This window comes from Pseudoxanthomonas sp. G3 (assembly GCF_057654715.1).
This window is the reverse complement of the sequence record NZ_CM172805.1, coordinates 3,573,950-3,600,561: the sequence shown is the minus strand read 5'-3', so window position 1 is coordinate 3,600,561 and position 26,612 is coordinate 3,573,950. Positions and strand designations below refer to the sequence as shown.

At 68.0% G+C, this 26,612-nt stretch carries 25 protein-coding genes and 1 tRNA gene; 12 read left to right on the top strand and 14 right to left on the bottom strand.

What is annotated here, in order from left to right; genetic code table 11:
• Positions 1 to 224 precede the first annotated feature (224 nt).
• Complete coding sequence (locus AC23D6_RS17340; protein ID WP_487750451.1) at positions 225 to 2,789, top strand: glycoside hydrolase family 3 protein; 2,565 nt, start codon at positions 225 to 227, stop codon at positions 2,787 to 2,789.
• A gap of 189 nt (positions 2,790 to 2,978) precedes the next feature.
• Here the strand turns inward: AC23D6_RS17340 and AC23D6_RS17335 are convergent, their stop codons facing one another.
• Positions 2,979 to 4,403 (bottom strand): nicotinate phosphoribosyltransferase, encoded by a 1,425-nt coding sequence (locus AC23D6_RS17335; RefSeq protein WP_487750450.1) that lies wholly within the window; start codon positions 4,401 to 4,403, stop codon positions 2,979 to 2,981.
• A gap of 62 nt (positions 4,404 to 4,465) precedes the next feature.
• A complete protein-coding gene (locus AC23D6_RS17330; protein ID WP_487750449.1) occupies positions 4,466 to 5,203 on the bottom strand; it encodes a hypothetical protein in 738 nt (245 codons plus the stop codon).
• A gap of 164 nt (positions 5,204 to 5,367) precedes the next feature.
• On the opposite strand from AC23D6_RS17330, the gene AC23D6_RS17325 reads away from it, so the two are divergent.
• Positions 5,368 to 6,180: a hypothetical protein gene (locus AC23D6_RS17325; RefSeq protein WP_487750448.1), complete on the top strand. Its 813-nt coding sequence runs from the start codon at positions 5,368 to 5,370 to the stop codon at positions 6,178 to 6,180.
• A gap of 404 nt (positions 6,181 to 6,584) precedes the next feature.
• Here AC23D6_RS17325 and AC23D6_RS17320 read toward each other — a convergent pair.
• Positions 6,585 to 6,661, bottom strand: a tRNA-Met gene (locus AC23D6_RS17320).
• Positions 6,662 to 6,778: 117 nt separating this feature from the next.
• Here AC23D6_RS17320 and AC23D6_RS17315 point away from each other — a divergent pair.
• From AC23D6_RS17315 to bfr, 3 genes are all read left to right on the top strand, one after another.
• Entirely contained in the window at positions 6,779 to 7,375 is a 597-nt protein-coding gene (locus AC23D6_RS17315; protein WP_487750447.1) for an RNA pyrophosphohydrolase, read from the top strand.
• A 66-nt stretch (positions 7,376 to 7,441) separates the two neighbouring features.
• Positions 7,442 to 7,654: a (2Fe-2S)-binding protein gene (locus AC23D6_RS17310; RefSeq protein ID WP_487750446.1), complete on the top strand. Its 213-nt coding sequence runs from the start codon at positions 7,442 to 7,444 to the stop codon at positions 7,652 to 7,654.
• A 116-nt stretch (positions 7,655 to 7,770) separates the two neighbouring features.
• Positions 7,771 to 8,247 (top strand): bacterioferritin, encoded by a 477-nt coding sequence (gene bfr / locus AC23D6_RS17305; protein WP_487750445.1) that lies wholly within the window; start codon positions 7,771 to 7,773, stop codon positions 8,245 to 8,247.
• Here the strand turns inward: bfr and AC23D6_RS17300 are convergent.
• The 3 genes from AC23D6_RS17300 to AC23D6_RS17290 form a co-directional block, all read right to left on the bottom strand.
• Positions 8,214 to 10,697 (bottom strand): hybrid sensor histidine kinase/response regulator, encoded by a 2,484-nt coding sequence (locus AC23D6_RS17300; protein ID WP_487750444.1) that lies wholly within the window; start codon positions 10,695 to 10,697, stop codon positions 8,214 to 8,216. The two genes, bfr and AC23D6_RS17300, sit on opposite strands and share 34 nt — an antisense overlap.
• A gap of 2 nt (positions 10,698 to 10,699) precedes the next feature.
• Positions 10,700 to 12,598, bottom strand: coding sequence for an EAL domain-containing protein (locus AC23D6_RS17295; protein WP_487750443.1), 1,899 nt, complete (start codon positions 12,596 to 12,598; stop codon positions 10,700 to 10,702).
• An 82-nt stretch (positions 12,599 to 12,680) separates the two neighbouring features.
• Positions 12,681 to 13,301: a DUF4126 domain-containing protein gene (locus AC23D6_RS17290; RefSeq protein WP_487750442.1), complete on the bottom strand. Its 621-nt coding sequence runs from the start codon at positions 13,299 to 13,301 to the stop codon at positions 12,681 to 12,683.
• Between the two features lie 98 nt (positions 13,302 to 13,399).
• Between AC23D6_RS17290 and AC23D6_RS17285 the strand changes: the two genes are divergently transcribed.
• The 6 genes from AC23D6_RS17285 (at position 13,400) to AC23D6_RS17260 (ending at position 17,661) form a co-directional block, all read left to right on the top strand.
• A complete protein-coding gene (locus AC23D6_RS17285) occupies positions 13,400 to 14,134 on the top strand; it encodes a DUF6776 family protein (RefSeq protein ID WP_487750441.1) in 735 nt (244 codons plus the stop codon).
• 1 nt (position 14,135) lies between these two features.
• Positions 14,136 to 14,561 carry a bactofilin family protein gene (locus AC23D6_RS17280; RefSeq protein WP_487750440.1) on the top strand — a complete coding sequence of 142 codons (426 nt, stop codon included), beginning with the start codon at positions 14,136 to 14,138 and terminating at the stop codon, positions 14,559 to 14,561.
• Between the two features lie 47 nt (positions 14,562 to 14,608).
• Positions 14,609 to 15,334, top strand: a complete 726-nt coding sequence (locus AC23D6_RS17275; RefSeq protein ID WP_487750439.1) for a DUF6776 family protein — start codon at positions 14,609 to 14,611, stop codon at positions 15,332 to 15,334.
• 37 nt (positions 15,335 to 15,371) lie between these two features.
• Positions 15,372 to 15,758, top strand: coding sequence for an iron-sulfur cluster insertion protein ErpA (gene erpA / locus AC23D6_RS17270; protein WP_487750438.1), 387 nt, complete (start codon positions 15,372 to 15,374; stop codon positions 15,756 to 15,758).
• A gap of 20 nt (positions 15,759 to 15,778) precedes the next feature.
• Entirely contained in the window at positions 15,779 to 16,702 is a 924-nt protein-coding gene (nudC, locus tag AC23D6_RS17265; protein WP_487750437.1) for an NAD(+) diphosphatase, read from the top strand.
• A gap of 68 nt (positions 16,703 to 16,770) precedes the next feature.
• Positions 16,771 to 17,661: a cobalamin biosynthesis protein gene (locus AC23D6_RS17260; protein WP_487750436.1), complete on the top strand. Its 891-nt coding sequence runs from the start codon at positions 16,771 to 16,773 to the stop codon at positions 17,659 to 17,661.
• Between the two features lie 6 nt (positions 17,662 to 17,667).
• On the opposite strand, the gene AC23D6_RS17255 is transcribed toward AC23D6_RS17260, so the two are convergent.
• The 3 genes from AC23D6_RS17255 to AC23D6_RS17245 all read right to left on the bottom strand — a co-directional run bounded on the left by AC23D6_RS17255 (position 17,668) and on the right by AC23D6_RS17245 (position 20,415).
• Positions 17,668 to 18,081 (bottom strand): DUF2752 domain-containing protein, encoded by a 414-nt coding sequence (locus AC23D6_RS17255; RefSeq protein WP_487750435.1) that lies wholly within the window; start codon positions 18,079 to 18,081, stop codon positions 17,668 to 17,670.
• On the bottom strand, positions 18,078 to 18,413 hold the full coding sequence (locus AC23D6_RS17250; RefSeq protein WP_487750434.1) for a CD225/dispanin family protein: 336 nt from the start codon (positions 18,411 to 18,413) through the stop codon (positions 18,078 to 18,080). Before AC23D6_RS17250 ends, AC23D6_RS17255 begins: the two co-directional genes overlap by 4 nt.
• A gap of 106 nt (positions 18,414 to 18,519) precedes the next feature.
• The gene (locus AC23D6_RS17245) at positions 18,520 to 20,415 is read right to left on the bottom strand and encodes an MFS transporter (protein ID WP_487750433.1); all 1,896 of its coding nucleotides are present in this window, start codon (positions 20,413 to 20,415) and stop codon (positions 18,520 to 18,522) included.
• A 140-nt stretch (positions 20,416 to 20,555) separates the two neighbouring features.
• Here AC23D6_RS17245 and AC23D6_RS17240 point away from each other — a divergent pair, with 140 nt between their 5' ends.
• On the top strand, positions 20,556 to 21,662 hold the full coding sequence (locus tag AC23D6_RS17240; RefSeq protein WP_487750432.1) for an NADH:flavin oxidoreductase/NADH oxidase: 1,107 nt from the start codon (positions 20,556 to 20,558) through the stop codon (positions 21,660 to 21,662).
• Between the two features lies 1 nt (position 21,663).
• Here AC23D6_RS17240 and purD read toward each other — a convergent pair whose 3' ends face one another.
• From purD to AC23D6_RS17215, 5 genes are all read right to left on the bottom strand, one after another.
• Positions 21,664 to 22,956, bottom strand: coding sequence for a phosphoribosylamine--glycine ligase (gene purD, locus AC23D6_RS17235; protein ID WP_487750431.1), 1,293 nt, complete (start codon positions 22,954 to 22,956; stop codon positions 21,664 to 21,666).
• A gap of 28 nt (positions 22,957 to 22,984) precedes the next feature.
• Complete coding sequence (locus AC23D6_RS17230; RefSeq protein ID WP_487750430.1) at positions 22,985 to 23,407, bottom strand: hypothetical protein; 423 nt, start codon at positions 23,405 to 23,407, stop codon at positions 22,985 to 22,987.
• A gap of 149 nt (positions 23,408 to 23,556) precedes the next feature.
• Positions 23,557 to 25,143 (bottom strand): bifunctional phosphoribosylaminoimidazolecarboxamide formyltransferase/IMP cyclohydrolase, encoded by a 1,587-nt coding sequence (gene purH, locus AC23D6_RS17225; RefSeq protein WP_487750429.1) that lies wholly within the window; start codon positions 25,141 to 25,143, stop codon positions 23,557 to 23,559.
• A 64-nt stretch (positions 25,144 to 25,207) separates the two neighbouring features.
• Complete coding sequence (gene fis, locus AC23D6_RS17220; protein WP_487750428.1) at positions 25,208 to 25,480, bottom strand: DNA-binding transcriptional regulator Fis; 273 nt, start codon at positions 25,478 to 25,480, stop codon at positions 25,208 to 25,210.
• Between the two features lie 119 nt (positions 25,481 to 25,599).
• Positions 25,600 to 26,598 carry a DUF3426 domain-containing protein gene (locus AC23D6_RS17215; RefSeq protein WP_487750427.1) on the bottom strand — a complete coding sequence of 333 codons (999 nt, stop codon included), beginning with the start codon at positions 26,596 to 26,598 and terminating at the stop codon, positions 25,600 to 25,602.
• Positions 26,599 to 26,612 lie beyond the last annotated feature (14 nt).

The following is a 26,612-nucleotide window of genomic DNA, read 5'->3' as shown; positions in this document are numbered from 1 at the left end:
ACGATGCGCGTCGATGGGCGCGGAGGCCGGTGTGCCGGGGTTTCCGTAGCCGGAGGCGCACGGGGAATACTCGCTGCCGCCTGCAGGGACCGTCTGGCGGGACGTCCCCGGAGCACGACGGCCGCGCCGGACTACAGCCGTGGGCCGATTTGAGCGATGATCGCGGCCTTCGTGCTGACGTGCGCGTACGCAATCAAACGCAGGGAACTGGAGCAGATGGAAGGATGAACGCGATGACGAACCGCAATTCCCCGCGCGCCCGTGCCGGCGTGCTGATGGCCGCCCTCGTGCTGGCGCTCGGCGCCTGCAAGGGCGACGACAACGCGTCCGCGCCGGCCGCCGCCGCGGACACGAATCCCTGGCCGCAGGTCGCCTGGCCGCTGGCGGAGGATGCTGCGCTCGAGAAGCGCATCGCCGACCTGATGGCCACGATGACGGTGGAAGAAAAGGTCGGCCAGTTGGTGCAGGGCGACATCGCCAGCATCACGCCGGAGGACGTGCGCAAGTACCGGCTCGGTTCGATCCTGGCCGGCGGAAATTCCGATCCCGGTGGCCGCTACGACGCCTCGCCGGCCGAATGGCTGGCGCTGGCCGATGCCTTCTACGAGGCGTCGATGGACACCTCGCAAGGCGGCAAGGCGATCCCGGTGATCTTCGGCATCGATGCGGTGCACGGACAGAGCAACATCGTCGGCGCCACGCTGTTCCCGCACAACATCGGCCTGGGCGCGACGCGCAATCCGGAGCTCCTGCGCAAGATCGGCGAGGTCACCGCGCTCGAGACGCGCGTCACCGGCATGGAGTGGGCGTTCGCGCCGACCGTGGCGGTGCCGCAGGACGATCGCTGGGGCCGTTCGTACGAAGGCTATTCCGAATCGCCGGAGATCGTCGCCAGCTACGCCGGGGCGATGGTCGAAGGCCTGCAGGGCAAGGTGGGCACGCCGGGCTTCCTCGACGGGCGCCACGTGATCGCGTCGGTGAAGCACTTCCTCGGCGATGGCGGCACCACGAATGGCAAGGACCAGGGCGATACGAAGATCAGCGAGGCCGAGCTGGTGCGCATCCACGGCGCCGGCTACCCGCCGGCGATCGCGGCCGGCGCGCAGACGGTGATGGCGTCGTTCAACAGCGTCAACGGCGAGAAGATGCACGGCAACAAGCCGTACCTGACCGATGCGCTGAAGGGCCGCATGCACTTCGGCGGCTTCGTCGTCGGCGACTGGAACGGCCACGGCCAGGTGAAGGGCTGCACGAACACCGATTGCCCGGCGACGATCAACGCCGGCCTCGACATGGCCATGGCGTCGGACAGCTGGAAGGGGTTCTACGAGACCACACTGGCCGCGGTGAAGGCCGGCACGATCAGCCAGGAACGCCTGGACGACGCGGTGCGCCGCATCCTGCGGGTGAAGTTCCGCCTGGGCCTGTTCGAGGCGGGCAAGCCCTCGGCGCGCGCCGTGGGCGGGCAGTTCGCGCTGCTCGGTTCGGCGCAGCATCGCGCGGTCGCGCGTCAGGCCGTGCGCGAATCATTGGTGCTGTTGAAGAACGCGGGTGGTGTACTGCCGCTGGCGCCGAAGCAGCGCATCCTGGTGGCCGGCGACGGCGCGAACGATGTCGGCAAGCAGGCCGGCGGCTGGACGCTCAACTGGCAGGGCACCGGCACGACGCGCAAGGATTTCCCGAATGCGGATTCCATCTACGAAGGCATCGCGCAGCAGGCCAAGGCCGCCGGTGGCGAGGCGATCCTGGCGGTCGACGGCAAGTACACGCAGAAGCCGGACGTCGCGGTGGTCGTGTTCGGCGAGAACCCGTACGCGGAGTTCCAAGGCGACCTGCAGACGCTGCTTTACAAGCCCGGCGACGATACCGACCTTGCATTGATCAAGCGCCTCAAAGCCGAGGGCATCCCGGTGGTCGCGGTATTCCTCAGCGGCCGCCCGCTGTGGATGAACCGCGAGATCAACGCCGCCGATGCCTTCGTGGCCGCGTGGCTGCCGGGTTCCGAAGGCGGCGGCATCGCGGATGTACTGCTGCGCAAGGCCGATGGCAGCGTGCAGCACGACTTCAAGGGCAAGCTCAGCTTCAGCTGGCCGCGCACCGCGACGCAGTACGCCAATAATGTGGGACAGGACGGTTACGACCCGCTGTTCGCGTTCGGCTTCGGCCTGACCTATGCCGACAAGGGCGATCTGGCGGCGCTGCCGGAGGAGTCCGGCGTCAGCGGCGACGAGGGTGTGAGCGGTGTGTTCTTCGCGCGCGGCGATGCCGGTGCCGGCATGGCCTTGCGTCTGGAAGCCGGTGACGGCCAGGGCGTGACCGTCACCAAGGTACCGGAGGCGTTGAACACCGATCTGTTGAAAGTCACCGGCGTGGACCATCTGGCGCAGGAAGACGCGCGCCGGTTCGCGTGGTCCGGCAAGGGCGAGGCGGTCGCGGCGCTGCAGTCGCATACGCCGCTCGACCTGCAGCGCGAGAGCAACGGCGATGTGCTGCTGCTGACCACGTTGCGCGTGGATGCCGCGCCGAGCGGCGACGCCTGGCTGTCGGTCGGCTGCGGCACCGGATGCACCGCGCGTGTCGCGCTGGCGCCGACGCTGGCCAAGCTGCCGGCAGCCCAGTGGACGCGTGTCGGCGTGCCGCTGAAGTGCCTGGCCAAGGCGGGCGCCGATGTCAGCAAGCTGGACCGGCCGTGGTCCATCGGCACCGCCGGCACGATGACGGTCGCGGTGTCGCGCGTGGTGCTGGGTGCGCTGGACCAGGCCGAGCAGACCGTGGACTGCGCGCGCTGAGCACGATAGAAGCCCGGGCGCGCAGGCACCCGGGCTTCCTGTCTTTACCGAACGAAGGAAAACGTGGGCGTCATCCGGCACCCACGATGTCGATGGCTGCCGCGTGCCGCGTTCGACATCCATGCCGTCGCGCTGGCGCCGCGGATGACTGCGGCGGAGGCCGTCTTCCGGTAAAGGAAGTCGCGATCCTCAGAGCCGCGCCGCGTCCGCGCGTGCCCGGATCTCGGCGAATGTCCAGTCGCGCAGCAACCGACCGTCTTCCCACACGGTGACCATGGCGTCGTCGTAGCCGGCGGACTTCTCCACGTCGTCCAGCGATGCCGCTGTCGGCGGCACGGGCACCGTGCGGAAGCCGCCGTACTCGCGGTGCCGCAGTAGCGTCATGCGGCCGCGCTTGCTCTGCTTGCCCTTGTCGGTGACCGGGTCCTTGTAGACGTCGATCCACTCGCCCCGCACGCGCGCGGCGGAGCACTTGAGCGCGAATTTCTGGGTGTCCCGGTCCAGCCGCTGCAAGAGCGCGCCACCCATGCCGAAGGCGAGGTTGTCGGTGGCGTAGCCGGCGCTGGTGATGCGCTCGAGGATGGCACGGATGCTGGTGGGATTGATGCCGTCCCCCTGGATCACCCGCACGTGCTTGAGCACCTTGAAACCTTTTCCGTTGACCTCGTGGCCGAAGGCTTCATCCAGCAATTCCAGGCACTGGTGAACGACGGCGACCGGATCGCCCGAATCGGGGCGGATCACGACCGTCGCGCCGGAGTCGATCACGTCCTGCCTCAGCGTGGTGCCCCAGTGCTGGCGGATGGCGTGGAAGATGTCGTAGCTGTCCGACACCACCGCGACGATCGCACCGGGCCTGGCGAACTGGCGCAGCATGTTGCGATAGGCCTCGGCTTCGTTCTCGCGCCCCCAACTGGTGATCGTGCTGTGCTCGGCGGCGGGGATCGAATAGCCCGCCATGGGCTCGTGATAGTGCGCCCTCGCCAGCATCAGGCCCGATACCGTATCGGTGCCGAGGAAGTTGACCAGGTGCGCGGCACCACCGATCGCGGCGGATTCCAGGCTGGATACGCCACGTGCGCCGAAGTCGTGCAGCTTGAAGGGCAACTGGCTGTCGGGATCGTCGCTGGTGCGTTCGAGGAACTGGCGGATGGTCTGCTTCGCGTGCCAGCTGATGGTCGCCACGGTGATCGGGTACCAGATGCGCAGCAGCATCGTCTCCAGGTAGGACGGCACCCAGAACGCATGCGGATCGGTCGACTCGATGGTCATCAGCGCTTCGTGCGTCGGCACCACGGTGCCCTCAGGCACCGCGCGGATGCGGATCGGCAGGTGGCCGCCGTGGCGATCGACGATGTCGCGCCAGCCGACTTCGTTGAACGGTTCGCCGTGCGAGGCGAAGACATCGCGCGCTTCGTCCACATCGGCGTGGGTGATCGGCGTGGCCAGGTATTCCTTCAGGATCGCCTGCAGGCCGAAGAACAGCGTGCGGTCATGGATGCCGCCGCGCGATTCCACGTAGAAGAACGTGGCGTCCGTCTCCGGCGGGTACTGCAGCCAATGGCTGGCCTTGTAGCTGTCGGTGTTGAGCAGCAGGTTGCTCAGGCATCGCATGGCGGGGTTCCGCGGCGTGGGAACCACAGTGTCGCAGTTTCCTGGCGCGCCACGGCGCCGCGCTAAGGTTGCCCGCCCTGTGCCGCCTCTTCCTCCGCGCCATCGCCCGCATCCGCCACGGCGCGCAAGCGCTGCACGCGGATGCGGGTGCCGCCGGGGTAGGTGACGTGGAAGTAGGTGCCATCGTGGCGATGCGATTCGACCGGGATCGGATCCACATACTCCGGCAACTCCAGACGCTTGCCGGCGTAGGCGGCCAGTGTCCCCGTCGGCACCAACGTGAGCGGCGGGCTCTCGTACTTGAACGAGGAGTACTGCGTGCTGCAGCCGAAACAGGGCGGCGAGAAGAAGCCCGGCAGCTTCTTGAGCCAGAGGAAATACTTGTTCTCGTGCTGGATCCGCACCTGGTCTTCCTTGCCGCCATGCGACGTCGAGCCCAACGGACTCCAGACGCGCACGACGCGCGCTACGCTGCAATCGGGTGCGGCGCATTCCTGCAAGACGAGGTAGCTGTCATCGCTGAGATGGAGGGGCTGCACCTTCAGGATGTCGCCTGCGACCAGTGGTTGCGCGGCGAACACCACATACGGCATCCGCGGGTCGACCGTGAAGTCGCCCGACACCTTATAGCCGCCCCGCACGACCGTATGCGGCGGCGCCTTGACGACGATGCCCGGCAGCTCCGTCTGCGCCATCGCGGGCGCGGCCGACAGGGCCAGCGCAAGCGTCAGGAGCAGGGGCCTGTATCCGCCGGCCCACAGAAAGGAGTTTGCGCTGTGGCGGGCATTCCATTGCGGCATGGCGCATTCCTTGGCCGGGGCGGTGGTGGGGGCAAGTCTAAGACGCAAGGGGATGAATTGGGAGCGGATTGCTGGCCGAGCTACCCGTTGCGACGATGGGCTTCCCACGTCCGTATCCAGTCCGATGGCCCTCGCCAGCCCTCAGCCGACTAAAGGAGTAGCCCTTGCACCAGATACTCACGCGTGTCTTCTTTGCCTCGACCACAGGCCTTGGCCTCTGCACTTACGCCAGCCTTGCGCTGGCGCAGGACGCTTCCGTTCTTGACCGGGTATTCGTGAGCGGTGCGATCGCGGTCAACGAGGCGGAGTTTGAAACGGGCGAGGAATACCTCGATTCCGCCCGTAAGAGCCGGCTCGACGACGCGATCTGGAACGTGGGCGCCACGTTGGGCGGCTCGCATCGGTTACAGGCCAGCCACAGTAAAGTCGGCAACGTCTATCGAGATACCACTACCCAACCAGTCACCATGATCGGAGGCGTGGGATACTTAAGTGGCACAGCATTTTCCAGCGTGCTCGACGTCGAAATCCAGACGCTGTCCTACACTTGGTTTTTCTGGAAAGATGCGGAACAGGCGTTCGGCATCGGGTTTGGCGCTTCCCGAGTTCGAATGGACAACGATACGGCGGTCATCGTCGGTGGATTTCCTGGCGACTTCGAGATCGACAGCAGCGCTCGTGAACGAGTCACCTTGCCGCAGGTCAGGGCGGAGTACACCAGACTGATCGGCGCTTGGCGTATCGGAGCGGAAGCTTCAGTCGGTCGGAAAGCCGGGGGTGAGTTTCGGGCCCGTAGCGTTGAGGCCGCTGTGAACCTTGAGTATCTTCCGGCGCCGGTGATGGCAGTCGGTGTGCGCTACGCGATCCATCGCACTCGACTGGAAGGCGACAACCAAGCGTGGCTGGGCGCGGGTACCGGCGGTGATTTCCGCGTCAGGAGCGCAACGCCGCAGCTCTATATCACGCTGAGGTATTGAGGGTGGTATGAAGGTATGTGGTGACTTGCTTTGGTGCTGCTGGGATGGGGGCGCTCTCTTGCCGGGACTTCGAGCTCTCGCGCACGAGTGAGCATCCTTAGGCGGTCGGCATAGGAACCCTCTGTCACCACGGGGAAACAGTGGCCGCTGTCGGGCTGCACGCCATTTATTGGCCGACCTGCGTGCGGCGGCTTGCTCCAGGTCGCGCAGTGTAAGCACACCGCCCAGGCGCTGCTCTTCGGCGGGGGCTCAGGAACCGCACTCCTCAATCCTTCGTCGGTTCGACCGGGGCTGCTGAGCCGCTTTGATGCCGGCCTCCCACCCCTTTCGACAGCCTCACCACGCGCCCAACAAAAACCCGCCGTGCGGCGGGTCTCTCAACGCGTTGATTCCGCTCGGGAATCTGGTGGCTATGGGTGGACTCGAACCACCGACCCCAGCATTATGAGTGCTGTGCTCTAACCGGCTGAGCTACATAGCCGCGTGAACCGCGTATTCTTCATTTCCACCCCCTGCCTGTCAACCGGGGCGGGCCGTGCTTGTCGCTCGCGGCGGGGCGTGGCAGAGTCGGGGACAGTAGATTTCAGGAGTCCGCATCGTGATCGATCCGGACGGCTACCGACCCAATGTCGGTATCGTGTTGATGCGGCCGGATGGCCGGGTGTTCTGGGCGCGTCGGGTGCGCCGGGATGGCTGGCAGTTCCCGCAGGGCGGCATGAACACGGACGAGACGCCGGTTGAGGCCATGTATCGCGAATTGCGCGAAGAAACCGGCCTGTTGCCCGAACATGTCGAGGTGCTGGGCGTCACGCCCGGCTGGTTGCGTTATCGGCTGCCGCCCCGGGCGGTGCGCCGGAACGAGCGTCAGGTCTGCATCGGTCAGAAGCAGGTGTGGTTCCTGTTGCGCCTGGTCGGCGATGAGGCCCACCTGCGGCTAGATCTGACCGAAAGCCCCGAGTTCGATCACTGGCGCTGGGTGGATTTCTGGTACCCGGTCGAACACGTGGTCCTGTTCAAGCGCCGGGTCTACGCCAGCGCCTTGGGTCATTTGGCTGAGTTCGCGCGGGGTGTGGCGGGCGCGCAGGCCATTCCGCCGCCCCTCCCGTCGGCCCGGCCACCGGATGCGACGCGCCGGCGGGGACGTAACCGGCCGGGACGCAAACGCGGAGGCGGCAGCGAACCGGCTCAGAATTGACAATCATTCTCATTCCGGGTGAAATAGCCACGGGCCGCTTCGTGCCCGCTGCGCCTGCTCGCCATCGTGTACGTCTGCATCTGCAACGGCGTGACCGAACGCCAGATCCGTGAAGCCGCGACCGCCGGCTGCACGACCGTGGCTGAACTGACGATGCGGACGGGTGCCGGCGCCAACTGCGGCAGCTGCCTCGACATGGCGATGGACGTGTTGCAGGCCGCGCAGCCCGCATCGCACGAGCCGCTGTTCCCGATCCTGACGCTGTCCCACGCGGCCTGACGCGTCCGCACCGCCCGTCGGCGGCGCCCACTTCCCGAATGATCACGATTCGCGTTCCGTCACGGTGCGCATGCGCGGGCTAACCTGTGCCGTCCTTCCGCCCCCGGAGCATGGCCATGAAAGGCGACGCCAAGGTCATCGAGTACCTCAACAAGGCGCTCTACAACGAGCTCACCGCGATCAACCAGTACTTTCTGCACGCCAAGATGCTCAAGAACTGGGGCTTCAAGGAGCTGGCCGAACACGAGTACAAGGAGTCCATCGACGAGATGAAGCACGCCGACAAGCTGTCGGAGCGCATCCTCTTCCTCGATGGTCTGCCGAACTTCCAGGCCCTGGGCAAGCTGCGCATCGGCGAAACGCCGCGCGAGATCCTCGAATGCGATCTGGCCCTGGAGCACGAAGCCCTGCCGCTGCTGCGTGACGCGATCAAGTACTGCGAATCCGTGGCGGACTACGTGAGCCGCAAGCTGTTCGCCGACATCCTGGATTCCGAGGAAGAGCACATCGACTGGCTGGAGACCCAGCTGTCGGTGATCGATCGCATCGGCGAGCCGAACTACCTGCTGACCAAGCTCGAAGGCGACGACTGAGGCGCGGCGGCGGGCTGCGGAATCAGCGGCCTGCCGAGCTGTTGCGCGGCGTAGCCCTGCAGCGCCATCCGCGCGCGCGCGTATTCGGCGATGACCAGCGCCACGGCCACGGCCGGGCGCTCCAGCTTGCGCGCACGGGCACCCAACTCCACGCGCTTGGCCGCGGCGGACAGCGCCATCGCACCGACGTTGGCGCTTGACGATTTCAAGGTATGCGCGGCGTCGCGCATGGCGTCCAGGTCGGGAATCGCAGCCGCCTTCTCCAGCGTGGAGATCAGGCGCGGCGCATCCTCGAGGAACACGGTGATGATGCGCGCGGTTTCGTCGCCGGCGATCTCGCGCAGCTCCTCCAGCATGGTCTGGTCCAGCACCGGAAAACTCGGCGCTGGCGCGCGCGCTGTCGCCACCGCGGGCGCGGGCGCGGCGGGTGCGGGTTCGGCGCGGGGTGCGAGCGCGGCGTTGCGCAAGACGAAATTCATCCGGTCGGGCAGCCAGCGGTTGAGGCAGCCCTCGAGCTGCTCGCGCGATACCGGCTTGGCGAGGTAGTCGTCCATGCCGGCGTCGAGGCATCGCTGCCGGTCGCCGGCCATGGCATTGGCCGTCATCGCGACGATCGGCAGGCGTCCACCGGTCGCACGCTGCGCTTCGATCTCACGCCAGCGACGGGTCGCCGCGTAGCCGTCCAGCACCGGCATCTGGCAGTCCATCAGCACCAGGTCGAAGTGCTCCACCTGCATGCGTTTCAACGCGATGTCGCCATTGGCCGCCGTTTCGCACTCGAAGCCGAGCGCCGACAGCAACTTCTGCGCCACCAGCAGGTTGACGGGATTGTCTTCTACCAACAGCAATCGGGGTTCGATGCGCATGGCGCTGACGACCGCAGGCTCGGGTTCGGAAGGGAGTTCAGGGGCTGCCTCGGCCGCCACCGGTGGGGGCGCGAAGGCGGCCGTGGCGGCCTCGGCCAGCACCGGGCCGGTGGCGACGGGGAAGATGTCCTCCACCACTGGCGCAGCCACGTCCGGGTCGCGTTCGGGCGCGGCGCCGGTCAGCGCAGCGCGCAGATCGGCGTCGGGCGACTGGCGCGACAGCAGAGTCGCGCGGGGATGCAACTCGGTGGGCACGGTCTCGTCGCCATACAGCCACACCAGCCGGAGCGCATCCGGCAGTGGGCGGCGCGTGATCGCGCGGTGCAGCGCGAGCGCCGTACTGCGAATGCCGCTGATGTCGGCGAGCACGGCCAGATAATCCTGCTGCCCTTGTTCGGACACCAGGCGCAGGCGGTCGAGCGCTTCCTGCGTGGTCTCGACGGCGACCGGTTGCATGCCCCAGTTGGTGACCAGCAGGGTGAGGCGCTGCCGCAGCCGCGCGTCGGGCGAGACGATCAGGACCCGCCCATGGTCCAGCACGCCGTTGTCGCGTTGGCGCAGGTCGCCGATGACCTTCATCAGCGGGGCTTCGAACCAGAACGTCGAGCCGCGCCCGACTTCGGATACGACGTCGATGCGGCCGCCCATCAGGTCGACGATGCGCCGGCAGATCGCCAGCCCCAGGCCCGTGCCGCCGTAAAGGCGCGTGGTCGACGCATCGGCCTGGCTGAAGGAGTGGAACAGGCGCCCGCGCGCATCCTCGTCGATGCCGATGCCGGTATCGCGCACCTCGAAGCGCAGCAGGTGCTGCGCGGCGGTCTCGCCCAGACGGCGGACGACCAGCGTGACGGAGCCGCGATCGGTGAACTTGATGGCGTTGCCGACAAGGTTGGTGAGCACCTGGCGCAACCGCACCGGATCGCCGCGCACCGGCAGCCGGACCGCGGGGTCGAGCTGGAGACTCAACTTGAGGCCCTTGTTCTCGGCCGGGCGGTACATCAGCTGGAGCACGCTATCCAGCAACTCGCGCAGGTTGAAGCCGGTGATCTCAAGGTCGAGCTTGTTCGCCTCAAGCTTGGAGTAGTCGAGGATGTCGTCAACGATGCGCAGCAACTGGTGCGAGGATGCCGTGGCGGTCGCCAGCATCTCGCGCTGGTCGGGCGCCAGCGGCGCGCGCGACAGCATTTCCAGCATCGGCACGATGCCGTTGAGCGGGGTGCGGATCTCGTGGCTCATCGTGGCGAGGAATTCGCCCTTGGCCATCGCCGCGGATTCGGCGGCCTGCTTCGCCCGTACCAGTTCCTGCTCCAGCTGGTCGTGACGCTGCAGGTCGCGGCGCAGGCCGTCGCGTTCGGATTCGGCCATGGCCGCGCGCGCCTGCGCGCCGGTGTGCTGGTGTGCCTGCGTGCGGGCGCGCAGCGCTTCGGCCAGCGCGGTGGCCAGCGTGGCGCCGCCGGCGCCGAGCGCCACCGGCAGCCAGGGCCCCTCGATGGCCGCCGCGTGCAGGCCGCCCGCGGCGACCGTGGCCGCGGCGAGCGCGGTCGTCAACCAGGGCATCACCGGCGTGCGCCCCGCGGCGGGCATGCTTACAGCACCGCGTTGTGGAAGTCGAAGCCGAGTTCGCTGCCGACGGCCTGCACCAGGTTGCCCTGGATGAAGTCGACACCGCCCATCCACATGGCCGCGGCGGCCTGCGGATCCTCGATCTGCTGGCCGATCACCTGCAGCCCCTGGCGATGGGCGGCATCGATGACGCCGCGCAACTGGTCGCGCAGTACCGGGTCGGCGTGCGCGCTGGCGTACTTGCTGGACACGCGCACAAAGCCGAGCGGCAGCTGCGTCAGCAGTGCGTCGGCCTCGGTGCCGGGCTCGAACTGACTCAGGCAGAACTGCACGCCCGCCGGCATCAGCTGCTGGCAGAACTGGCGCAGCGTGACGGTGTGGATCAGCGCGTCGGCCAGGCGAAGATCGATGACAAGCGACGTGCCCTCGATGCCGCGCGCGCGCAGCGCATCGAGCAACCATTGTGCGTGCGACTCGCGCGCCAGCGATCGCGGCGATTGCGAGACGAACAGGCGCAGCGACGGGCCCTCCGCCTGGCGCTCGGCCAGCACGTAGAGCGCGTGTTCCAACACCCAATGGTCGATCTGGGCGATGCCGCCGGCGGATTCGGCCGCCGGGATGACCTGCGACGCCGGGATCAGCGAACCGTCGGCCTGGCGCATGCGCAACAGCACCTGGTACTGCGCTTGGTCACTGCCGGCGACGGCGACGATGGGCTGGTAGGCGAGTTCGAACTGGCCGTCCTCGAGCGAGATGCGCGGGGCGTCCTCGTCGACCTGTGCGGGTTCGTAGGCGGCGAGGCTTTCCGGCTTCAGGCGGGCCTGCAGCACCGCGCGTTCGGTCGCTTCCAGTGCGCTGCCGGCATCGGCGAAGCCGAGCGAGAGCGCGGTGTAACCAACGGAGCCGCGCAGCTTCAGCGGTTCGTTGGCGCGGGCCTGGAAATCGTGGGCCGTCAGACCGTCGCGCAGCTGCTGCGCCAGCGCGGCCAAGGTGCCTTCATCGACGGTGTCGGCCAGCATCAGGAAGCTGTTGTCGTTCAAGCGCGCGACCGGATGCGGCGACGCGGCGGCGGCGAGCTGGCGGCCCGCCTGATTCATCAAGTGCTCGAACACGGCGTAGCCGAAACGTTCGCGCAGGCTCAGCGCACTGCTGACTTCGACGAAGAACAGGCCGCCGCCGGCATTGCGTTGTAGGCTGTCGGTCAGTTGCTGCAGGACGAACGTGCGCGTGGGCAGGCCGGTTTCGGTGTTGACCGTCGCGCGCGGCTGCGCCGCCTGCTGGCGCTGGCGCGAGCGCAGGATGCGGTTGGAGACCGCGGCGATCAGGTGACGGGGGCGGATCGGTTTGTTGAGGAAATCGTCCGCACCGCTTTCCAGCACTTCGAACTGGCGCTCCGGGTCCGGATCGCCGGTGAGGAACACGATCGGCAGGTGCAGGTACTCGGGCTGCTGCCGGATCAGCATCGTCAACGACATGCCGTCCTTGCCCGGCATGTGCAGGTCCATGAGGACCAGATCGGGGTGGAAGCGGCGCATCGCCTCCAGCACACCGTCCGACTGCATCTGCACCTCGGCCTGCATGCCTGCGCCGTGCAGCACGCTCTGCGCGAACAGGGCCTGCCCGCGGTCGTCTTCCACGATCATCACGCGGTAAGGCGATTCCGGGTCGACGGGCGGCGGCGGGCTGCCGGTGTCGCTCGTCGCCGACGCCGGCGGTGCCACGGGGGGCGTCGGGGCGGCGGACACAGCGGTGGGGGTCGGTGGGGTCATCTCGACGGGCTCTCCGGCTCCGGGCAACGGCTCGTCCTCCAGGGCGGCATCGCCCACCCAGCGGCGCCAGTAATGCGCCGGCGGGGTTTCGGCACGCAGGCGCGAGCGCGGCGGCTCATCCTGCATGCGGGACGTGGCATCGATGGCGGACATCAGGCTTCCCCAAGCTGAGCCCCATTATGCGATGAAGTTCACAGGTGAGGCAGACCCATGATCCCCGATGCGCTGGCGCCTGTCACGGGCCAGAGGTCGGGGGTGTCGCCTGCGTGGCAAGCAGCGGTTCCAAGAGGCGTTTCAGCCCGCGCGACAACGTGCGCCAGACCCACCACACCGCGACCGCCACCAGCAGCGACACCCCGACTACCAGGAACAACGCAATCCAGGGGTGCGCAAAGGCCAGCGACAGGCCACCGACCACCACGGCGTCTTCGGCCACGGACGCGGTCCAGTTGCTCACCGGCTCGGGCGAGGTATTCATCAGGGCCCGCGAGCCGCTCTTCAGCAGGTGGCTGGTCAGGGCCACGCCGGCGCCCGCAGCCAAAGCGCCGCCGCTGAGCTGGCCATCCGGGGACAGGGTCGCGGCCGCGAGGAAGGCCCCGGCAGGCACACGGGCCAAGGTCTGCAGCAGGTCCCAGCCGGAGTCCACGCCCGGGATCTTGTCGGCGAAGAACTCGGTTAGCGCAAGCGCGCCGGAGGTGCCGAGCACCCACCAGGATTCGGTCACCTGCAGCGCCGGCGGCAGGTCGAGCCAGCCGAGCGCGCCCGCGAGTCCCAGACCGAACACCGTCAGATAGACGCGGATGCCCGCCATCCATGCCAACAGGATCCCAATTACGAAAAGATGCGCTTCGGACATCTCAGCCACTCCCGGTAAACTCGAGGACGCGCGCCACTGCGGCGAGTATAGGGGTCCCATCTGGCTGCCGGCTGAGTGCCGGCTGCCGTTTGTCCGTCATGTCCGAGCGTCTTCCGTCCCGCTTCCGCATCGTGCCGCGCGATGCGGCCGTGCGCCGTCGAGGCACCACGCTGCTGTTCGGCATCGTCTGGGCGGCCAGCGTGGCGGCCGCGTGGTTCGTGGCCAGCTACACGGCTGCGCCGCGGCTGGCGCAGGCCGATGCCGCGCGCGCGCGCGCCGAGCGCGACATTGTGGCCGTGCGGAACGAACTGCGTTCGCTGCAGCAGCGTGAGTCGACCCTGGCCCGTTCCGACCAGATCAGTCGGGCGGCCAATGCCGAAGTCCAGGACGCCCTGGCCGAGCGCGACGAGGAAATCGCCGCGTTGCGTGCCGACGTCGCCTTTTACGAGCGCCTGGTCGGCGCCACCAGCCAGCGCAAGGGCCTGGGCGTGCACGTGGCCGAGTTCGAACCGGTGTCGGGCGGGACTTGGCGTTACCAGATCATGCTCACCCAGACCCTCAACCGCGGCGCGATCAGCCAGGGCCAGATGCGCTTCATCGTCGAGGGCGTGCGCAACGGCAAGCTCGCCGCGGTGGCGTGGGACGAACTGCACCAGCAGCGCGCCGCGCCCGGGCAGGCTTACTCCTTCCGATATTTCCAGCAGTTGGATGGCAGCGTGATGCTGCCGCCGGGCTTCACGCCGCAGCGCGTCAAGGTGACGCTGCACGGCGACGACGCGGCGGTGGAACAGGCCTTCGACTGGAAGACCGCCACAGCCGCAGGAGGCAAGTGACATGTTCAAGACCAAGCCCATCCGCCCGGACGTGGGCGCCATCGACACCCTGATCGGGCCGCAGGTGACCATCCGCGGCGATGTGGTGTTCAGCGGCGGCCTGTACGTCGAGGGCCATATTCAGGGCAAGGTAATCGCCGAAGCCGGCGAGCGCGCCGTGCTGACGCTCGCCGAGCAGGGCAGCATCGAGGGCGAGGTGCAGGCGCCGGTGGTGGTGATCAACGGCCGGATGGTGGGCGACGTGCATGCCCACGAGCGCATCGAACTGGCGACCAAGGCCCGCGTCCACGGCAATCTGCACTACAAGGTGGTCGAGATGAGCGCCGGTGCGCAGCTGACCGGCCACCTCGTGCACGCCGAGGCGGTCGCCGCTGGCCAGCCCTCCGGGGGCGCCGCCCTGCCCGAGGCTTGGGCCGCCGACGCCTGAGGCCGCCATTCAGAGCCTGATGTGAGAGGCCGCGCTATCCTGCGGCGATGAACACCAGGCCCGTACCGCCGTCCGTTCCCCCGCCCCGCGCGGTGGGCTGGCCGGTGCTGGCCGCCGTGCTGGTCCTCGCGCTGGGCTTCGGTGTCTGGGGAGCCTGGCAGGTCTTCTCCCACCACAGCGCGGATGTGCCCACCCCCGGACAGCTCCGGGCCCAGCAGCAGCGCATCGAAACGCTGGAGCAGCGGGCCGCCACGCTGGCGCGTTCGGACCAGATCAGCCGTGACGCCAACCGTGACCTGCAGGCGACGCTGGCCGAGCGCGACGAAGAGATTTCCGCCCTGCGCGCCGACGTGGCGTTCTACGAGCGTTTCGTCGGCGCAACCGCGCAGCGCCGCGGCCTGTCGGTGCACGAGCTCACCCTGGTGCCGCAGGACGCGCAGGCTTGGCACTTCACCGCCACGCTCACGCAGAACCTCAATCGCGGCGCCGTGAATGCCGGTCGCCTGCTGGTTTCGGTGGAAGGCACCGAGAGCGGCAAGCTGCGCCGGCTGGGCTGGGCCGACCTGCGCCAGCAAGCCAACGCGCCGGGCGTGCCGTACTCCTTCAAGTATTTCCAGCAGGTCGAAGGCGATCTGCTGCTGCCGCAGGGCTTCAAGCCGGTGCGGGTGATCGCGCGCGTGGTGCCGCAGGGCGGTACGGCGGTGGAGCAGTCGTTCCCGTGGGCGCAGGCCGCCGCGAAGGACGGCGCCGGTGAAGGCGCAGGCACGCGTTGAACTTGAACTGCCCCCCGCCAACCCCCATCCTTTCGCCATGACCACTGTCGTCTCCCTACCCACCGCGTCCGCCGCGCCGGACTACCAGTCCATCGATCGGCCGCTCAACTTCACCCCGGCCGCGGCCGCGAAGGTGCGCGAGCTGATCCAGGACGAAGGCAACGATGCGCTGGCGCTGCGCGTCTATATCCAGGGCGGTGGCTGCTCGGGGTTCCAGTACGGCTTCGAGTTCGACGAGAACCGCGCCGAGGACGATCTGGCCGTGGATACCGACGGCGTCTCGCTGCTGGTCGATCCGTTGAGCCTGCAGTACCTGATGGGGGCGGAAGTGGACTACAGCGAAAGCCTGCAGGGCGCGCAGTTCGTCATCCGCAACCCGAACGCCAAGACCACCTGCGGCTGCGGCAGCAGTTTCAGCATGTGATCCCCGGCCTGCCGCGTTCCGTGACAGGTCTTCCTTCGCCCACCGCACCCCTCACCGGCTTCGCCTTCGCCGGTGACACGCTGGACCGTGCCGACGCGCTGCGTGATGACGCCGCTGCGCTCGCACGCCTGTGGGACGCGGCGCGCGTATTGCTGCTCGACGATGACGGCCGCGCGCTGGCCACCGAGTCCGGCGAACCATTCCCTGTCATGGGCGCCTCGCTCGGGGGCGGACCGGGCGCCAGCTTGTTCCTCGGTCTGAAGGACGGCATGGCCTGGTTTGCCGCGCATGCCCGCCACCACGCCGTGCAGGCGCCTTCGCACATCGACCTGCGCCGCGCCGCCGCCACCTGGCCGCGCTTCGAATCCGGCGTCTTCGCCATGGCGCGTGCACTGCTGCATTGGCAGGCCTCCACCCCGTTCTGCAGTGCATGTGGCGGGGCGATCACGTTCCGGCGCGCCGGCTACATCGCGCATTGCACGCAGTGCGGCAAGGACCACTATCCGCGCGTCGACCCGGCCGTCATTGTCGCCGTCAGCGATGGGCAACGCTTGTTGCTCGGGCGGCAGTCGGCGTGGCCGCCGCGTCGTTACTCGGTCGTCGCCGGCTTCGTGGAGCCCGGCGAAACGCTCGAGCAGACGGTTGCGCGCGAAGTCCTCGAAGAAACGCAGGTGCGCGTGCGCACGTGCCGCTATCTCGGCGCCCAGCCGTGGCCGTTCCCCGGCGCGTTGATGCTGGGCTTCAGCGCTGAGGGCGAACCCGATCCGCCGCAAGTGGATGGAGAACTGGAAGACGCGCGCTGGTTCACCTTCGACGAGATCGATGCCGCGTTGCGGGGCGAAGACGATGGCGAAACGTCGCTCTTGCTCGCGCCTTCCATCTCCATCGCGCGCGCCTTGATCGAACACTGGCACGCCCATCAGCGCGCGCAGCGCGCAGCGTAGCGCGGTGCTCGTTGCAGACCGGCCATTAACGCACGGCCGCGCTAGAATCCCGGCCCGGAGGACGCGACATGTCGATCACCCTCGTTGCGGTCGTGATTGCCCTGGTACTGGGCCATGTCGCGCCTACGCTGGTCACTTCGCTGCGCCAGTACGCCTGGTACCGCCGCTGGCTGGAGTGGCTGACCCGGCACACAGGGGAGGGCGCGTTCTGGCAGGGCCGCTACGGCATCGCGCTGGCGGTCGTGCCGGTGCTGCTGGTCGTCGGCATCCTGCAATGGCTGCTCGATGGCCCGATCTACGGCTTGGTCGGATTGTTGTTCGATATCGCGGTGCTCGTTTACGCATGGGGCCCGCGCGACCTTGACGTGGATGTCGAAGCCGTCATCGATGCGCACGACCCGCCAACGCGGCGTGCCGCGATCGCCCGGCTCGGCCTGACCGGGGAGGCCGCTGCATTGGATGGTCCCGCATTGGTGGAGGCCGTGTTCCGCAATGCGCTGCAGCGCTGGTTCGGCGTGCTGTTCTGGTTCCTGTTGCTCGGACCTGTCGGTGCGATGCTCTATCGCATGACCGTCCTCGCGGCACAGGACGCATGGGCGGATCTGCCGGCCGCGAACCGCGAAGGCGCGCGCAAGCTGCAGGCCGCGCTGGAGTGGCCGGTGGCGCAGCTCATGACGCTGGCGATGGCCCTGGTGGGCAACTTCGATACGGTGTTCTCCACCTGGCGCGAAGCCGGCGGCACGCGCTTCGGCCTGGACACGGGGTTTCTCGGCAGCGCGGCGCGCGCCAGCGTGCGCTGCGAACTGGCGGAAGAGGCCGAGGAATACGCCGAGGAAGGCATGGTGCAGGCGATGCGCGAACTGCCCGAACTGCGCGACGCGATGAGCCTGGTGTGGCGCATCCTGCTGCTGTGGCTGGCGGTGCTCGCCGTGTTCGTGATCGGCGGCTGGGTCAGCTGACGGCGGTCAGCCCGGCGCGAGCCAAGTAAACGGCGCCCACGGCAGGTTGCGCGCGACCCAGTAGGCCGGCAGCAGGACCAGCCAGAACTTCGGCGCGGTGAGCAGGCGCATCACCGGCTCCAGAGCGCGTGGCCGCCAGCCCTGCCCGTGGGCGATCATCATCGGAATCGCCGGGATCAGCAGGACGCCGAGCGGATTCATCGCGAATGCGCGCGCAAGATCGCCATGGACCAGCGCATGCAGTGCGCGCGTCAGCCCGCATCCCACGCAGTAGTAGCCGGTCACCGCGCGGAAGATGCAGCCCGGGAACGGACTGTCGGCTGCGTTGGGATCGAATTTCAGCAGCAACCAGACGCCGGCGGCGGCCACCAGGGCCGCCGCGGCGATACCGATCCAGTGCGGGAGACGCAGTGCGGTCACTGCGCCTGTTGCATCTGCTGCATCACTTCCATGTACTGCTCCATGCCGCCCGTCGCCAGCACGACGATGTTGAGCAGCAGGCCGATGATGGCGAACGCGGTGGCCACCCAGCACCAGGTCTTGGCGTTGGCGGACGCACGACGAGCGCCTTCCAGGTCGCCCTGGTTGAGCTTGCCGTTGACCTGCGAGGAGAACACGATGGCGACGATGCCGATCAGGCCCAATGGGCAGCACAGGCAGGTGGCCAGCACGGTCGACACGATGGCCCACGCCAAATGGTTGGGGACGGAGTCCGGCGCGGAGGTCGGGGGCATCGGAGGTACGGCGCTCATGCAGGCTTTCCTTGTGCAGGGTGGAGGATGCGGCGAGCCGCCACGCGGGCGGCCCGGTTCGTCTCAATAGTGCCAGACGGCCGGGAAAAATGGACCCCGTCGGCGCTTACGCCGCATCCCCGCGCAGTGCGCGCACGCGGGCCTCAAGCGATTCCGCCGTCGCCGTGGCGCCGTCCATCGGCTCGCCCGCCACGACCTCCACGTGGGCGCGGAAGCGACGCGGCACACGCATGCGGCCCAGGCGGCCGTCGCGCCGGCTCCACATGCTCGCCCACATGCCCTTCAGCGCCATCGGCACCACCGGTACCGGGCGCCGCTCCAGGATCTTTTCGACACCGGACTTGAATGCGGCGATGTCGCCGTCCTTCGTCAGCGCGCCTTCCGGGAAGATGCCGACGATCTCGCCCTCGGCCAGCGCCGCGTCGATTTCCTCGAACGCGCGCTGCATCAGCTCGGGATTCTCCCTGGCGCCGGCGATCGGGATCGCCTTGGCGGTGCGGAAGATCCAGCTCATCACCGGAATGTTGAAGATCTTGTAGTACATGACGAAGCGCACCGGGCGCGGGATCGTCGCCGCCAGGATCAGCGCGTCCATGTAGCTGACGTGGTTGCAGACGATCAGTGCCGGCCCCTCGTCCGGCACGTGTTTCTCGATCCCGTGCAGGCGCAGCCGGTACAACGTGCGCACCAGCACCCAGCTGAGAAACCGCATCAGGAACTCGGGCACGATCGTGAAGATCCAGATCGCGACCACGGCGTTGGCGATCGCCAACGCGAGGAAGATCTGCGGGCCGCTCCAGTCCAGCGCATGCAGGCCCAGGCCGACCAGCGCCGCCAGCACGATGAAGCCGGAGTTCTGGATGTTGAGGGCGGCGAACACGCGCGCCATCTGCGTGCGGTCGGTGCGGCTCTGGATCAGCGCGAACAACGGCACCACGAAGATACCGGCGAACATGCCGATGCCGACCAGGTCGATCATGATGCGCAGGCTGCCGCTCTGGCGCACGAACTCCGCGATGCCCAGGCCGGCCGCCGGCGCGGCGCCGGGGCGCGCAAAGTACAGGTCGAGCAGGAAGGCGGTCATGCCGAAGGCGCCGACCGGCACCAGACCGATCTCGACGGTGCGGCCGGACAGTCTTTCGCACAGCAGCGAGCCGATGCCGGTGCCCACCGAGAACAGGGCCAGCGCGAACACGTACAGCGTGGACGAGCCCTCGGCAGCACCGAGGTGCAGTTTCGCGTACGCGGGCAGTTGCGACGTCAGCAAGGTGCCGAAGAACCAGAACCACGACACGCCGAGGATGGCGTTACGCACGGCCAGTTGCTGCCTGGCCATACGCAGGACCGCCAGCGACTCGGGAATCGGGTTCCAGCGGATCTTCAGGTCCGGCGCGCCCGCGTCCATGCGCGGGATCATCCGCGACACCGCGTTGCCCAGCACCGCGAGCAGCACGATGGCGACGGCGGCGGCCTGCGGCCCGTGCGCGCCGGCGATCTGGAAGATCATGCCGCCGGCGATCATGCCGCACAGGATCGAGATCGACGTCCCCATCTCGACCAGGCCATTGCCGCCGGTCAGTTCCTCCGGCTTGAGGATCGATGGCAGCACGGAGTACTTCACCGGGCCGAACAGAGTCGATTGCACGCCGGTGCAGAACAGTGCCACCAGCAGCAGCGGCATGTTCTGCAGCAGGAAGCCGACCGCCGCCAGCGACATGATCACGATCTCCATCGTCGTGGTGATCACGATCAGCCGGTGCTTCTCCAGCTTCTCGGCGAACTGCCCGGCGATGGCGGAGAACAGGAAGTAAGGCAGGATGAAGATCGCTGGCGCCAGCGTCGCATAAAGCGAGAGCTGGTCGTCGCTGGCGCCGAGGAAGAACAGCAGGGCGATGATCGCCTGCCGGTAGACGTTGTCGTTGAAAGCGCCCAGCGCCTGGACGGTGAAGTACGGCAGGAACCGCCGTTGTGTCAGCAGCGAGAACTGGCTGTAGCTGGACATGCGCCCTCCGTGGGTTGCGCGCAGCCTAGCAAATCGACGTGGCCGCGCCAGCCTCTCCGCCCGACAGCGTTCCATGGCTGGCGTTGATGGGGTGGATGCATGGGCGGATAGTGGCGGCCCCACGTCGTTCCTCCTCCGCCATGAGTCGTCTGTTCTCGCCCCTCGATCTGGGCCCGCTGCGCCTGTCCAACCGCATCGTCATCGCACCGATGTGCCAGTACTCCGCCGAAGAGGGGCGTGCCACCGACTGGCACGCGTTCCATTGGCCGAATCTGGCCCAGTCGGGCGCGGGATTGGCCATCATTGAGGCGACCGCGGTGGAGCCACGCGGCCGCATCAGCTGGGCCGACCTCGGTCTCTGGGACGACACCACCGAAGCCGCTTTCGCTCGTGCACTGGCCGCGACGCGCCGTTATTCGACGATGCCGATCGGCGTGCAACTCGCGCACGCGGGGCGCAAGGCGTCCACGCATCGCCCCTGGGAACACCATGGCGCTGCGATCCCGCCGGAGGCCACGCATGGCTGGCAGACGGTGTCCGCGTCTGCCGTGCCCTATGCCGAGACGAGCGTGCCGCCGATAGCACTCGATAGCGCGGGCATCGACGATATCGTCGATGCCTTCGCGGACAGCGCGCGTCGGGCCGTTCGACTCGGTCTGGACCTGATCGAGATCCACGCTGCGCACGGTTACCTTTTGCACCAATTCCTTTCACCGCTCAGCAATCATCGCGATGATGCGTACGGCGGTTCCCTGGAGAACCGCATGCGCCTGCTGTTGCGTGTGTTCGATGCGGTGAAGGCCGCGGTGCCGGACACGATGGCGCTCGGCGTGCGCATTTCCGCGACGGATTGGGTGGAGGGCGGTTGGGACCTGGCGCAGAGCATCGCGCTGGCGAAGGCGCTGGACGCCCGGGGCTGCCATTACATCCACGTGTCCAGCGGCGGCCTGCACCCGGCGCAGCGCATCGCCGTCGCGCCCGCCTACCAGGTGCCGTTCGCTGAAGCGATCAAGCGCGAGGTCGCGATGCCGGTGATCGCGGTGGGCCTCATCACCGAGCCGCAACAGGCGGAAGACATCCTCGTGCAGGGTCGGGCCGACGCCATCGGCCTCGCACGCGCCATTCTCTACGACCCGCGCTGGCCATGGCATGCCGCCGCGGCCCTGGGCGAAGAGCTCGCGATCGCGCCGCAGTACCTGCGCAGCGCGCCGCGTGAGCACGCCGCACGCTTCGTGCAGGCCGCCTGACTCAGGCGGTGCCCTGCTCGCGGGCGATGGCGCGCCAGCCGATGTCGGTGCGATGGAATTCGTTGGTCCAACGCACCTTCTCGACGCCCGCATACGCTTGGCGCTGCGCGTCGGAGACGGAGTTACCCAGTGCGGCCACGCACAGCACGCGGCCACCGGCACTCACCACGCGGCCATCGGCATCCAGCGCGGTACCGGCATGGAAGACCTTGGCGGTCGCCGGCACGTCGTCCAGCCCGGCGATCACATCGCCCGTCACCGGCGTTTCCGGATAGGGCGCCGCCGCCATCACCACGCCCAGCGACGGCCGCGGGTCCCATTGCGCCTGCGTGCGGTCGAGCCGGCCATCGATGGCCGCTTCCACCAGATCCACCAGGTCGGACTGCAGGCGCAGCATGACCGGCTGCGTTTCCGGGTCGCCGAAGCGCACGTTGAACTCGATCACCTTCGGCGCGCCGGTGTGGTCGATCATCAGGCCGGCGTACAGGAAGCCGGTGAACGGCGCACCGTCGGCAATCATGCCCTGCACGGTGGGATTCACCACCTCGCGCATCACGCGGGCGTGCACTTCGGGCGTGACCACCGGCGCGGGCGAATACGCGCCCATGCCGCCGGTGTTGGGGCCGGTGTCGCCGTCGCCGACGCGCTTGTGGTCCTGGCTGGTGGCCATCGGCAGCGCGGTGGCGCCATCGACCATGCTGATGAAGCTCGCTTCCTCGCCTTCGAGGAACTCCTCGATCACCACGCGCGCACCGGCATCGCCGAAAGCGTTGCCCGACAGCATGTCGCGCACCGCGGCCTCGGCCTCGTCCAACGTCATCGCCACGATCACGCCCTTGCCCGCGGCCAGTCCATCGGCCTTCACCACGATGGGTGCGCCTTTCTCGCGTACGTAAGCCAGCGCCGCATCGACATCGGTGTGCACGGCATAGAACGCAGTGGGAATGCCGTGGCGCGCGAGGAAATCCTTCGCGAACGCCTTGCTGCCCTCGAGCTGCGCGGCGGCTGCGGTGGGGCCAAAAATCCGCAGGCCCGCCAGTCGGAAACGATCGACCACGCCAGCGACCAGTGGCACCTCCGGACCGACGACGGTCAGGCCCACGCCTTCGTCCTGGGCGAGCGCCAACAGGCCTTCGATGTCGGTGACCTTGACCGGCGCGTTGCGGCAGCCGGCTTCCGTCGCGGTGCCGGCATTGCCGGGTGCGACGATCACTTCATCCACGCGCGGCGACTGCGCCAGTTTCCACGCCAGGGCGTGCTCGCGACCGCCGGAACCGATGACCAGGACTTTCACGGAGATTTCCTCAAGGCAGAACCGGCGATCAGGCCGATGGGGCGGGGCACTCGCGTGCCGGAAGTTCGGTTTCGAAGAACAGCTTGTCGTTGCGGTCGACGAAGCGTCGCACCAGCACGGCGTCCGTTCCGATCAGCGGCCGGATCGCGGGCAACGCACAGAGCCCCTGCATCTGCTGCTGCTCGCTCTGGCGCAGGGCATCGAAAGCAGGGGCCTGGCGGGTCTTGTCGGCATCGCCGTCAGGGCTGCGCACTACCAGGATCAAGCGGTCGCCTTCGACCATCGCCGATTCGGTCACCAGATCCTCAAAGTAGGGCGCCGGCAGCGTGCCCTCCAGGGTGGCCCGCGCCTGTTGCAATGCGCGCCGGGTATCCAGGCAGCCCGCCAGCACCAGCATGCCGGCGAGCGCAAGCAAGGGCATGGCGCGAGGGGGCAGGGGTGTGTTCTTCATCTACGCGCTCCGGCAAGGATCAGGCTGGAAGAATGGACGGCATCACGGCGCTGGCACGGCGCCCAGTGTTGCTGGCCGCCGGCGGTGCAGGCAACGGGTCGGATGGGCGTGGGGGGTCGAAGTCGTCCTGCGCCCCACGCCGCGGCTCGTCAGTGCCGGAAGTGCCGCACGCCGGTGAACACCATCGCGATGCCGTGTTCGTCGGCCGCGGCGATCACTTCGCTGTCGCGCATCGAACCGCCCGGCTGGATCACCGCCTTGATGCCGGCGGCGGCGGCGGCGTCGATGCCGTCGCGGAACGGGAAGAACGCATCGCTGGCCATCACCGAACCCTCGACCACCAGGTTCGCATCAGCCGCTTTGATGCCGGCGATGCGCGCCGAATAGACGCGGCTCATCTGGCCGGCCCCGACGCCGATGGTGCGGTGGTCCTTCGCGTACACGATGGCGTTGGACTTCACGAACTTGGCCACTTTCCACGCGAACAGCAGGTCGGTGAACTGCGCCTCCGTCGGCGCAAGCTTGGTCACCATCTTCAGTTCTTCGCGCGTCACCACGCGATCATCGGCGGTCTGCATCAGCATGCCCGAACCCACCCGCTTGGTATCGATGAAGCCGCTCGACGCCGGGGCGAGCGGAATGCGCAGCACGCGCACATTGGCCTTCTTGGCGGCGTAATCGAGCGCGCCTTGCTCGTAGTCCGGCGCGATCAACACTTCGACGAACTGGCGGTCCAGGATGACCTTCGCCGTGGCCGCGTCCAGCGTGCGATTGAAGGCGATGATGCCGCCGAACGCGCTGGTCGGGTCGGTCGCGTAAGCCAGCTCGTAGGCATCGCCGCAGGCCACGCCGACGGCCACACCGCAGGGATTGGCATGCTTGACAATGACGCAGGCGGGCGCATCGAACTGGCGCACGCATTCCCACGCGGCATCGCTGTCGGCGATGTTGTTGTAGCTCAGCTCCTTGCCCTGCAGCTGGGTGAAGGTCGCCAGCGAACCGGGCGCGGGGTACAGGTCGCGGTAGAACGCCGCCTGCTGATGCGGGTTTTCGCCGTAGCGCAAGTCCATCACCTTGACGAAATTGCCGTTCGCCTGCGCGGCGAACGCGGCGCGGGCAGGCACCTCGGCGGACGCGTCGGTCACCGAAGACAGATAGGTGCTGATGGCGGCATCGTACTGGGCGACGCGGTTGAATGCAGCCACCGACAGCGCGAAACGCGTGGCCGCCGGCAGCGCACCGTTGTTCGCGTCCAGCTCCGCCACCAGCGCCGCGTACTGGGAAGGATCGGTGGCCACGGCGACGCGCGCGAAGTTCTTCGCGGCCGAACGCAGCATCGCCGGTCCGCCGATGTCGATGTTCTCCACCGCATCGGCCAGCGTGCAGCCGGCCTTGGCCGTGACCGCTTCGAACGGATACAGGTTGAGCACCAGCAGATCGATCGCACCGATGCCGTGCTCGGCCATCACGGCGTCGTCGAGGTCGGCGCGACCGAGCAGACCGCCATGGACCTTCGGATGCAGCGTCTTGACGCGGCCGTCCATCATTTCCGGAAATCCGGTGACCTCGGCGACGTCGCGCACGGTCAGGCCGGCGTCACGCAATGTCTTCGCCGTGCCGCCCGTGGACAACAATTCCACGCCATGGCGCGCCAGCGCGTGGGCCAGGTCGAGCAGGCCGGACTTGTCGGAAACGGACAGCAGCGCCCGTCGCACGGGCTGGAGATCGAGGGTCATGGAGAGGGCGGTACGGAGCGGGGCGCGAATTATAACGCGCCGCAGCAACCCGCCCGGCGGGCGCTCAGGCCAGCCCGTAGTCCTTGAGCTTCTTGCGCAGTGTGGCGCGGTGGATGCCCAGCATGGCCGCGGCACGGCTCTGGTTGCCGTCGCAATGGTTCAGCACTTCGACGAACAGCGGAATCTCCATCTCGCGCAGCACGATCTCGTAGACATCGTCCGCCTCGCAGCCGTCCAGGTCGCGCAGATAGCGGCGCACGGACTGCGCCACGTGCTCGCGCAGCGGCGGGCGTTGCGCACTGCGCGTAGGGTCCTGTCGGGTGGAGGCAGCGTTCAATCGAATCCCCTGGTGCCACGGATGCTGAAGCCCGCCTTGTGCTTGTGGGTATTCGGCGGGGGGACGAGTCTAGCGCCTGATCGGGGCGCGTGCATCCGCTTTTTGATGAATCGGGGCGATTAACGGAAGTCGAAGGAAAACGCGACGACGTTCGCGCTCGGCTCCTTCACGCGCACCGCCATCTGCGCGCTCTGACCCGGGCCGATCGAGGGCGATGCTTCGCCTTGCGGCAGGTAGTCGACGGGTTGCAGCGCGCGCGCGCCGAGCGTACGGCCGTCGGCATCCTTCAGTGTCAAAAGAATGACCGGCCATGCCTGCGCCCAGCGCGCGTCGTTGCGGAATGTGGCCTGTGCCTGCAGCGCGCCGGGACGCCCGATGATGGGCCTGACGTCGCGGCTCAGCATGGTGAATGCCGCCGGTTCTCGCCAGGTGGGCACGTCGCAACGGAAGACCCCGCACAGCGCTACCACGAGGGGTCGCCAGCCCGCCTGCGTCGCCAGGCGCGCGCGATCGGCCAGCACCACCTGCGCGAAGAGCAGCAGCGAAAGTGCGATCACGGCGAGCCATTGCAGCCTCGCCTGCTTCGCATGCACCGGCGTGGTGCGCGCGCGTTGCAGGAAACGCGGCCCCGTCGGGCCACGGGCCTTCGATCTCGCGGCGACGACGGTCGCCGCCTGCGGCGCTTCGATGGATGCGTCGCGATGCGGTGCGGCATCCGCCTGCGCGGAAAGCGCAGCGTCCGTGGCTTCGGCGGACGATGCATCCGCGGTATCGGCCGTCATCGCGGCGACGGGTTCGAGCAGGTCGGTGACCTCAACGACCTCGGACACCGGTTCCGGCGCGGACGTCTCGGGCTCCGCGACGTGCGCCGTGACGGCGCTGATCGAATCGTCGCGAACGTCTACCGGTGCCGCCGCTGCCTGTGGCGCGTCGGTGACGGCCTCATCGTCTGACGATGGCGCGGGATGCAGGAAGGTCGCCAGACTGGGCGAAGGCGTCGGGGCCGCAGCATCCTCGGCCGCCAGCGGCTTGCCGCAGCGCGTGCAATGGGCCGGCAGCGTGTGCACCTGCGGATCGCGGGCGACCAGGAACTGGCAATGAGGGCAGGCGACGAACATGCCTCTTATTCAAC

Excerpts from the sequence above, each read along its gene's own strand:
- AC23D6_RS17300 (WP_487750444.1), bottom strand. The coding sequence starts at position 10,697 with ATGCCCGCCGCGGGGCGCACGCCGGTGATGCCCTGGTTGACGACCGCG.
- AC23D6_RS17240 (WP_487750432.1), top strand. The coding sequence starts at position 20,556 with ATGAGTCGTCTGTTCTCGCCCCTCGATCTGGGCCCGCTGCGCCTGTCC.
- purH (WP_487750429.1), bottom strand. The coding sequence starts at position 25,143 with ATGACCCTCGATCTCCAGCCCGTGCGACGGGCGCTGCTGTCCGTTTCC.
- AC23D6_RS17260 (WP_487750436.1), top strand. The coding sequence starts at position 16,771 with ATGTCGATCACCCTCGTTGCGGTCGTGATTGCCCTGGTACTGGGCCAT.
- AC23D6_RS17280 (WP_487750440.1), top strand. The coding sequence starts at position 14,136 with ATGTTCAAGACCAAGCCCATCCGCCCGGACGTGGGCGCCATCGACACC.
- AC23D6_RS17245 (WP_487750433.1), bottom strand. The coding sequence starts at position 20,415 with ATGTCCAGCTACAGCCAGTTCTCGCTGCTGACACAACGGCGGTTCCTG.
- erpA (WP_487750438.1), top strand. The coding sequence starts at position 15,372 with ATGACCACTGTCGTCTCCCTACCCACCGCGTCCGCCGCGCCGGACTAC.
- AC23D6_RS17335 (WP_487750450.1), bottom strand. The coding sequence starts at position 4,403 with ATGCGATGCCTGAGCAACCTGCTGCTCAACACCGACAGCTACAAGGCC.
- AC23D6_RS17295 (WP_487750443.1), bottom strand. The coding sequence starts at position 12,598 with ATGTCCGCCATCGATGCCACGTCCCGCATGCAGGATGAGCCGCCGCGC.
- AC23D6_RS17230 (WP_487750430.1), bottom strand. The coding sequence starts at position 23,407 with ATGAAGAACACACCCCTGCCCCCTCGCGCCATGCCCTTGCTTGCGCTC.
- AC23D6_RS17275 (WP_487750439.1), top strand. The coding sequence starts at position 14,609 with ATGAACACCAGGCCCGTACCGCCGTCCGTTCCCCCGCCCCGCGCGGTG.
- bfr (WP_487750445.1), top strand. The coding sequence starts at position 7,771 with ATGAAAGGCGACGCCAAGGTCATCGAGTACCTCAACAAGGCGCTCTAC.
- AC23D6_RS17285 (WP_487750441.1), top strand. The coding sequence starts at position 13,400 with ATGTCCGAGCGTCTTCCGTCCCGCTTCCGCATCGTGCCGCGCGATGCG.
- AC23D6_RS17340 (WP_487750451.1), top strand. The coding sequence starts at position 225 with ATGAACGCGATGACGAACCGCAATTCCCCGCGCGCCCGTGCCGGCGTG.
- AC23D6_RS17250 (WP_487750434.1), bottom strand. The coding sequence starts at position 18,413 with ATGAGCGCCGTACCTCCGATGCCCCCGACCTCCGCGCCGGACTCCGTC.
- AC23D6_RS17330 (WP_487750449.1), bottom strand. The coding sequence starts at position 5,203 with ATGCCGCAATGGAATGCCCGCCACAGCGCAAACTCCTTTCTGTGGGCC.
- AC23D6_RS17290 (WP_487750442.1), bottom strand. The coding sequence starts at position 13,301 with ATGTCCGAAGCGCATCTTTTCGTAATTGGGATCCTGTTGGCATGGATG.
- AC23D6_RS17215 (WP_487750427.1), bottom strand. The coding sequence starts at position 26,598 with ATGTTCGTCGCCTGCCCTCATTGCCAGTTCCTGGTCGCCCGCGATCCG.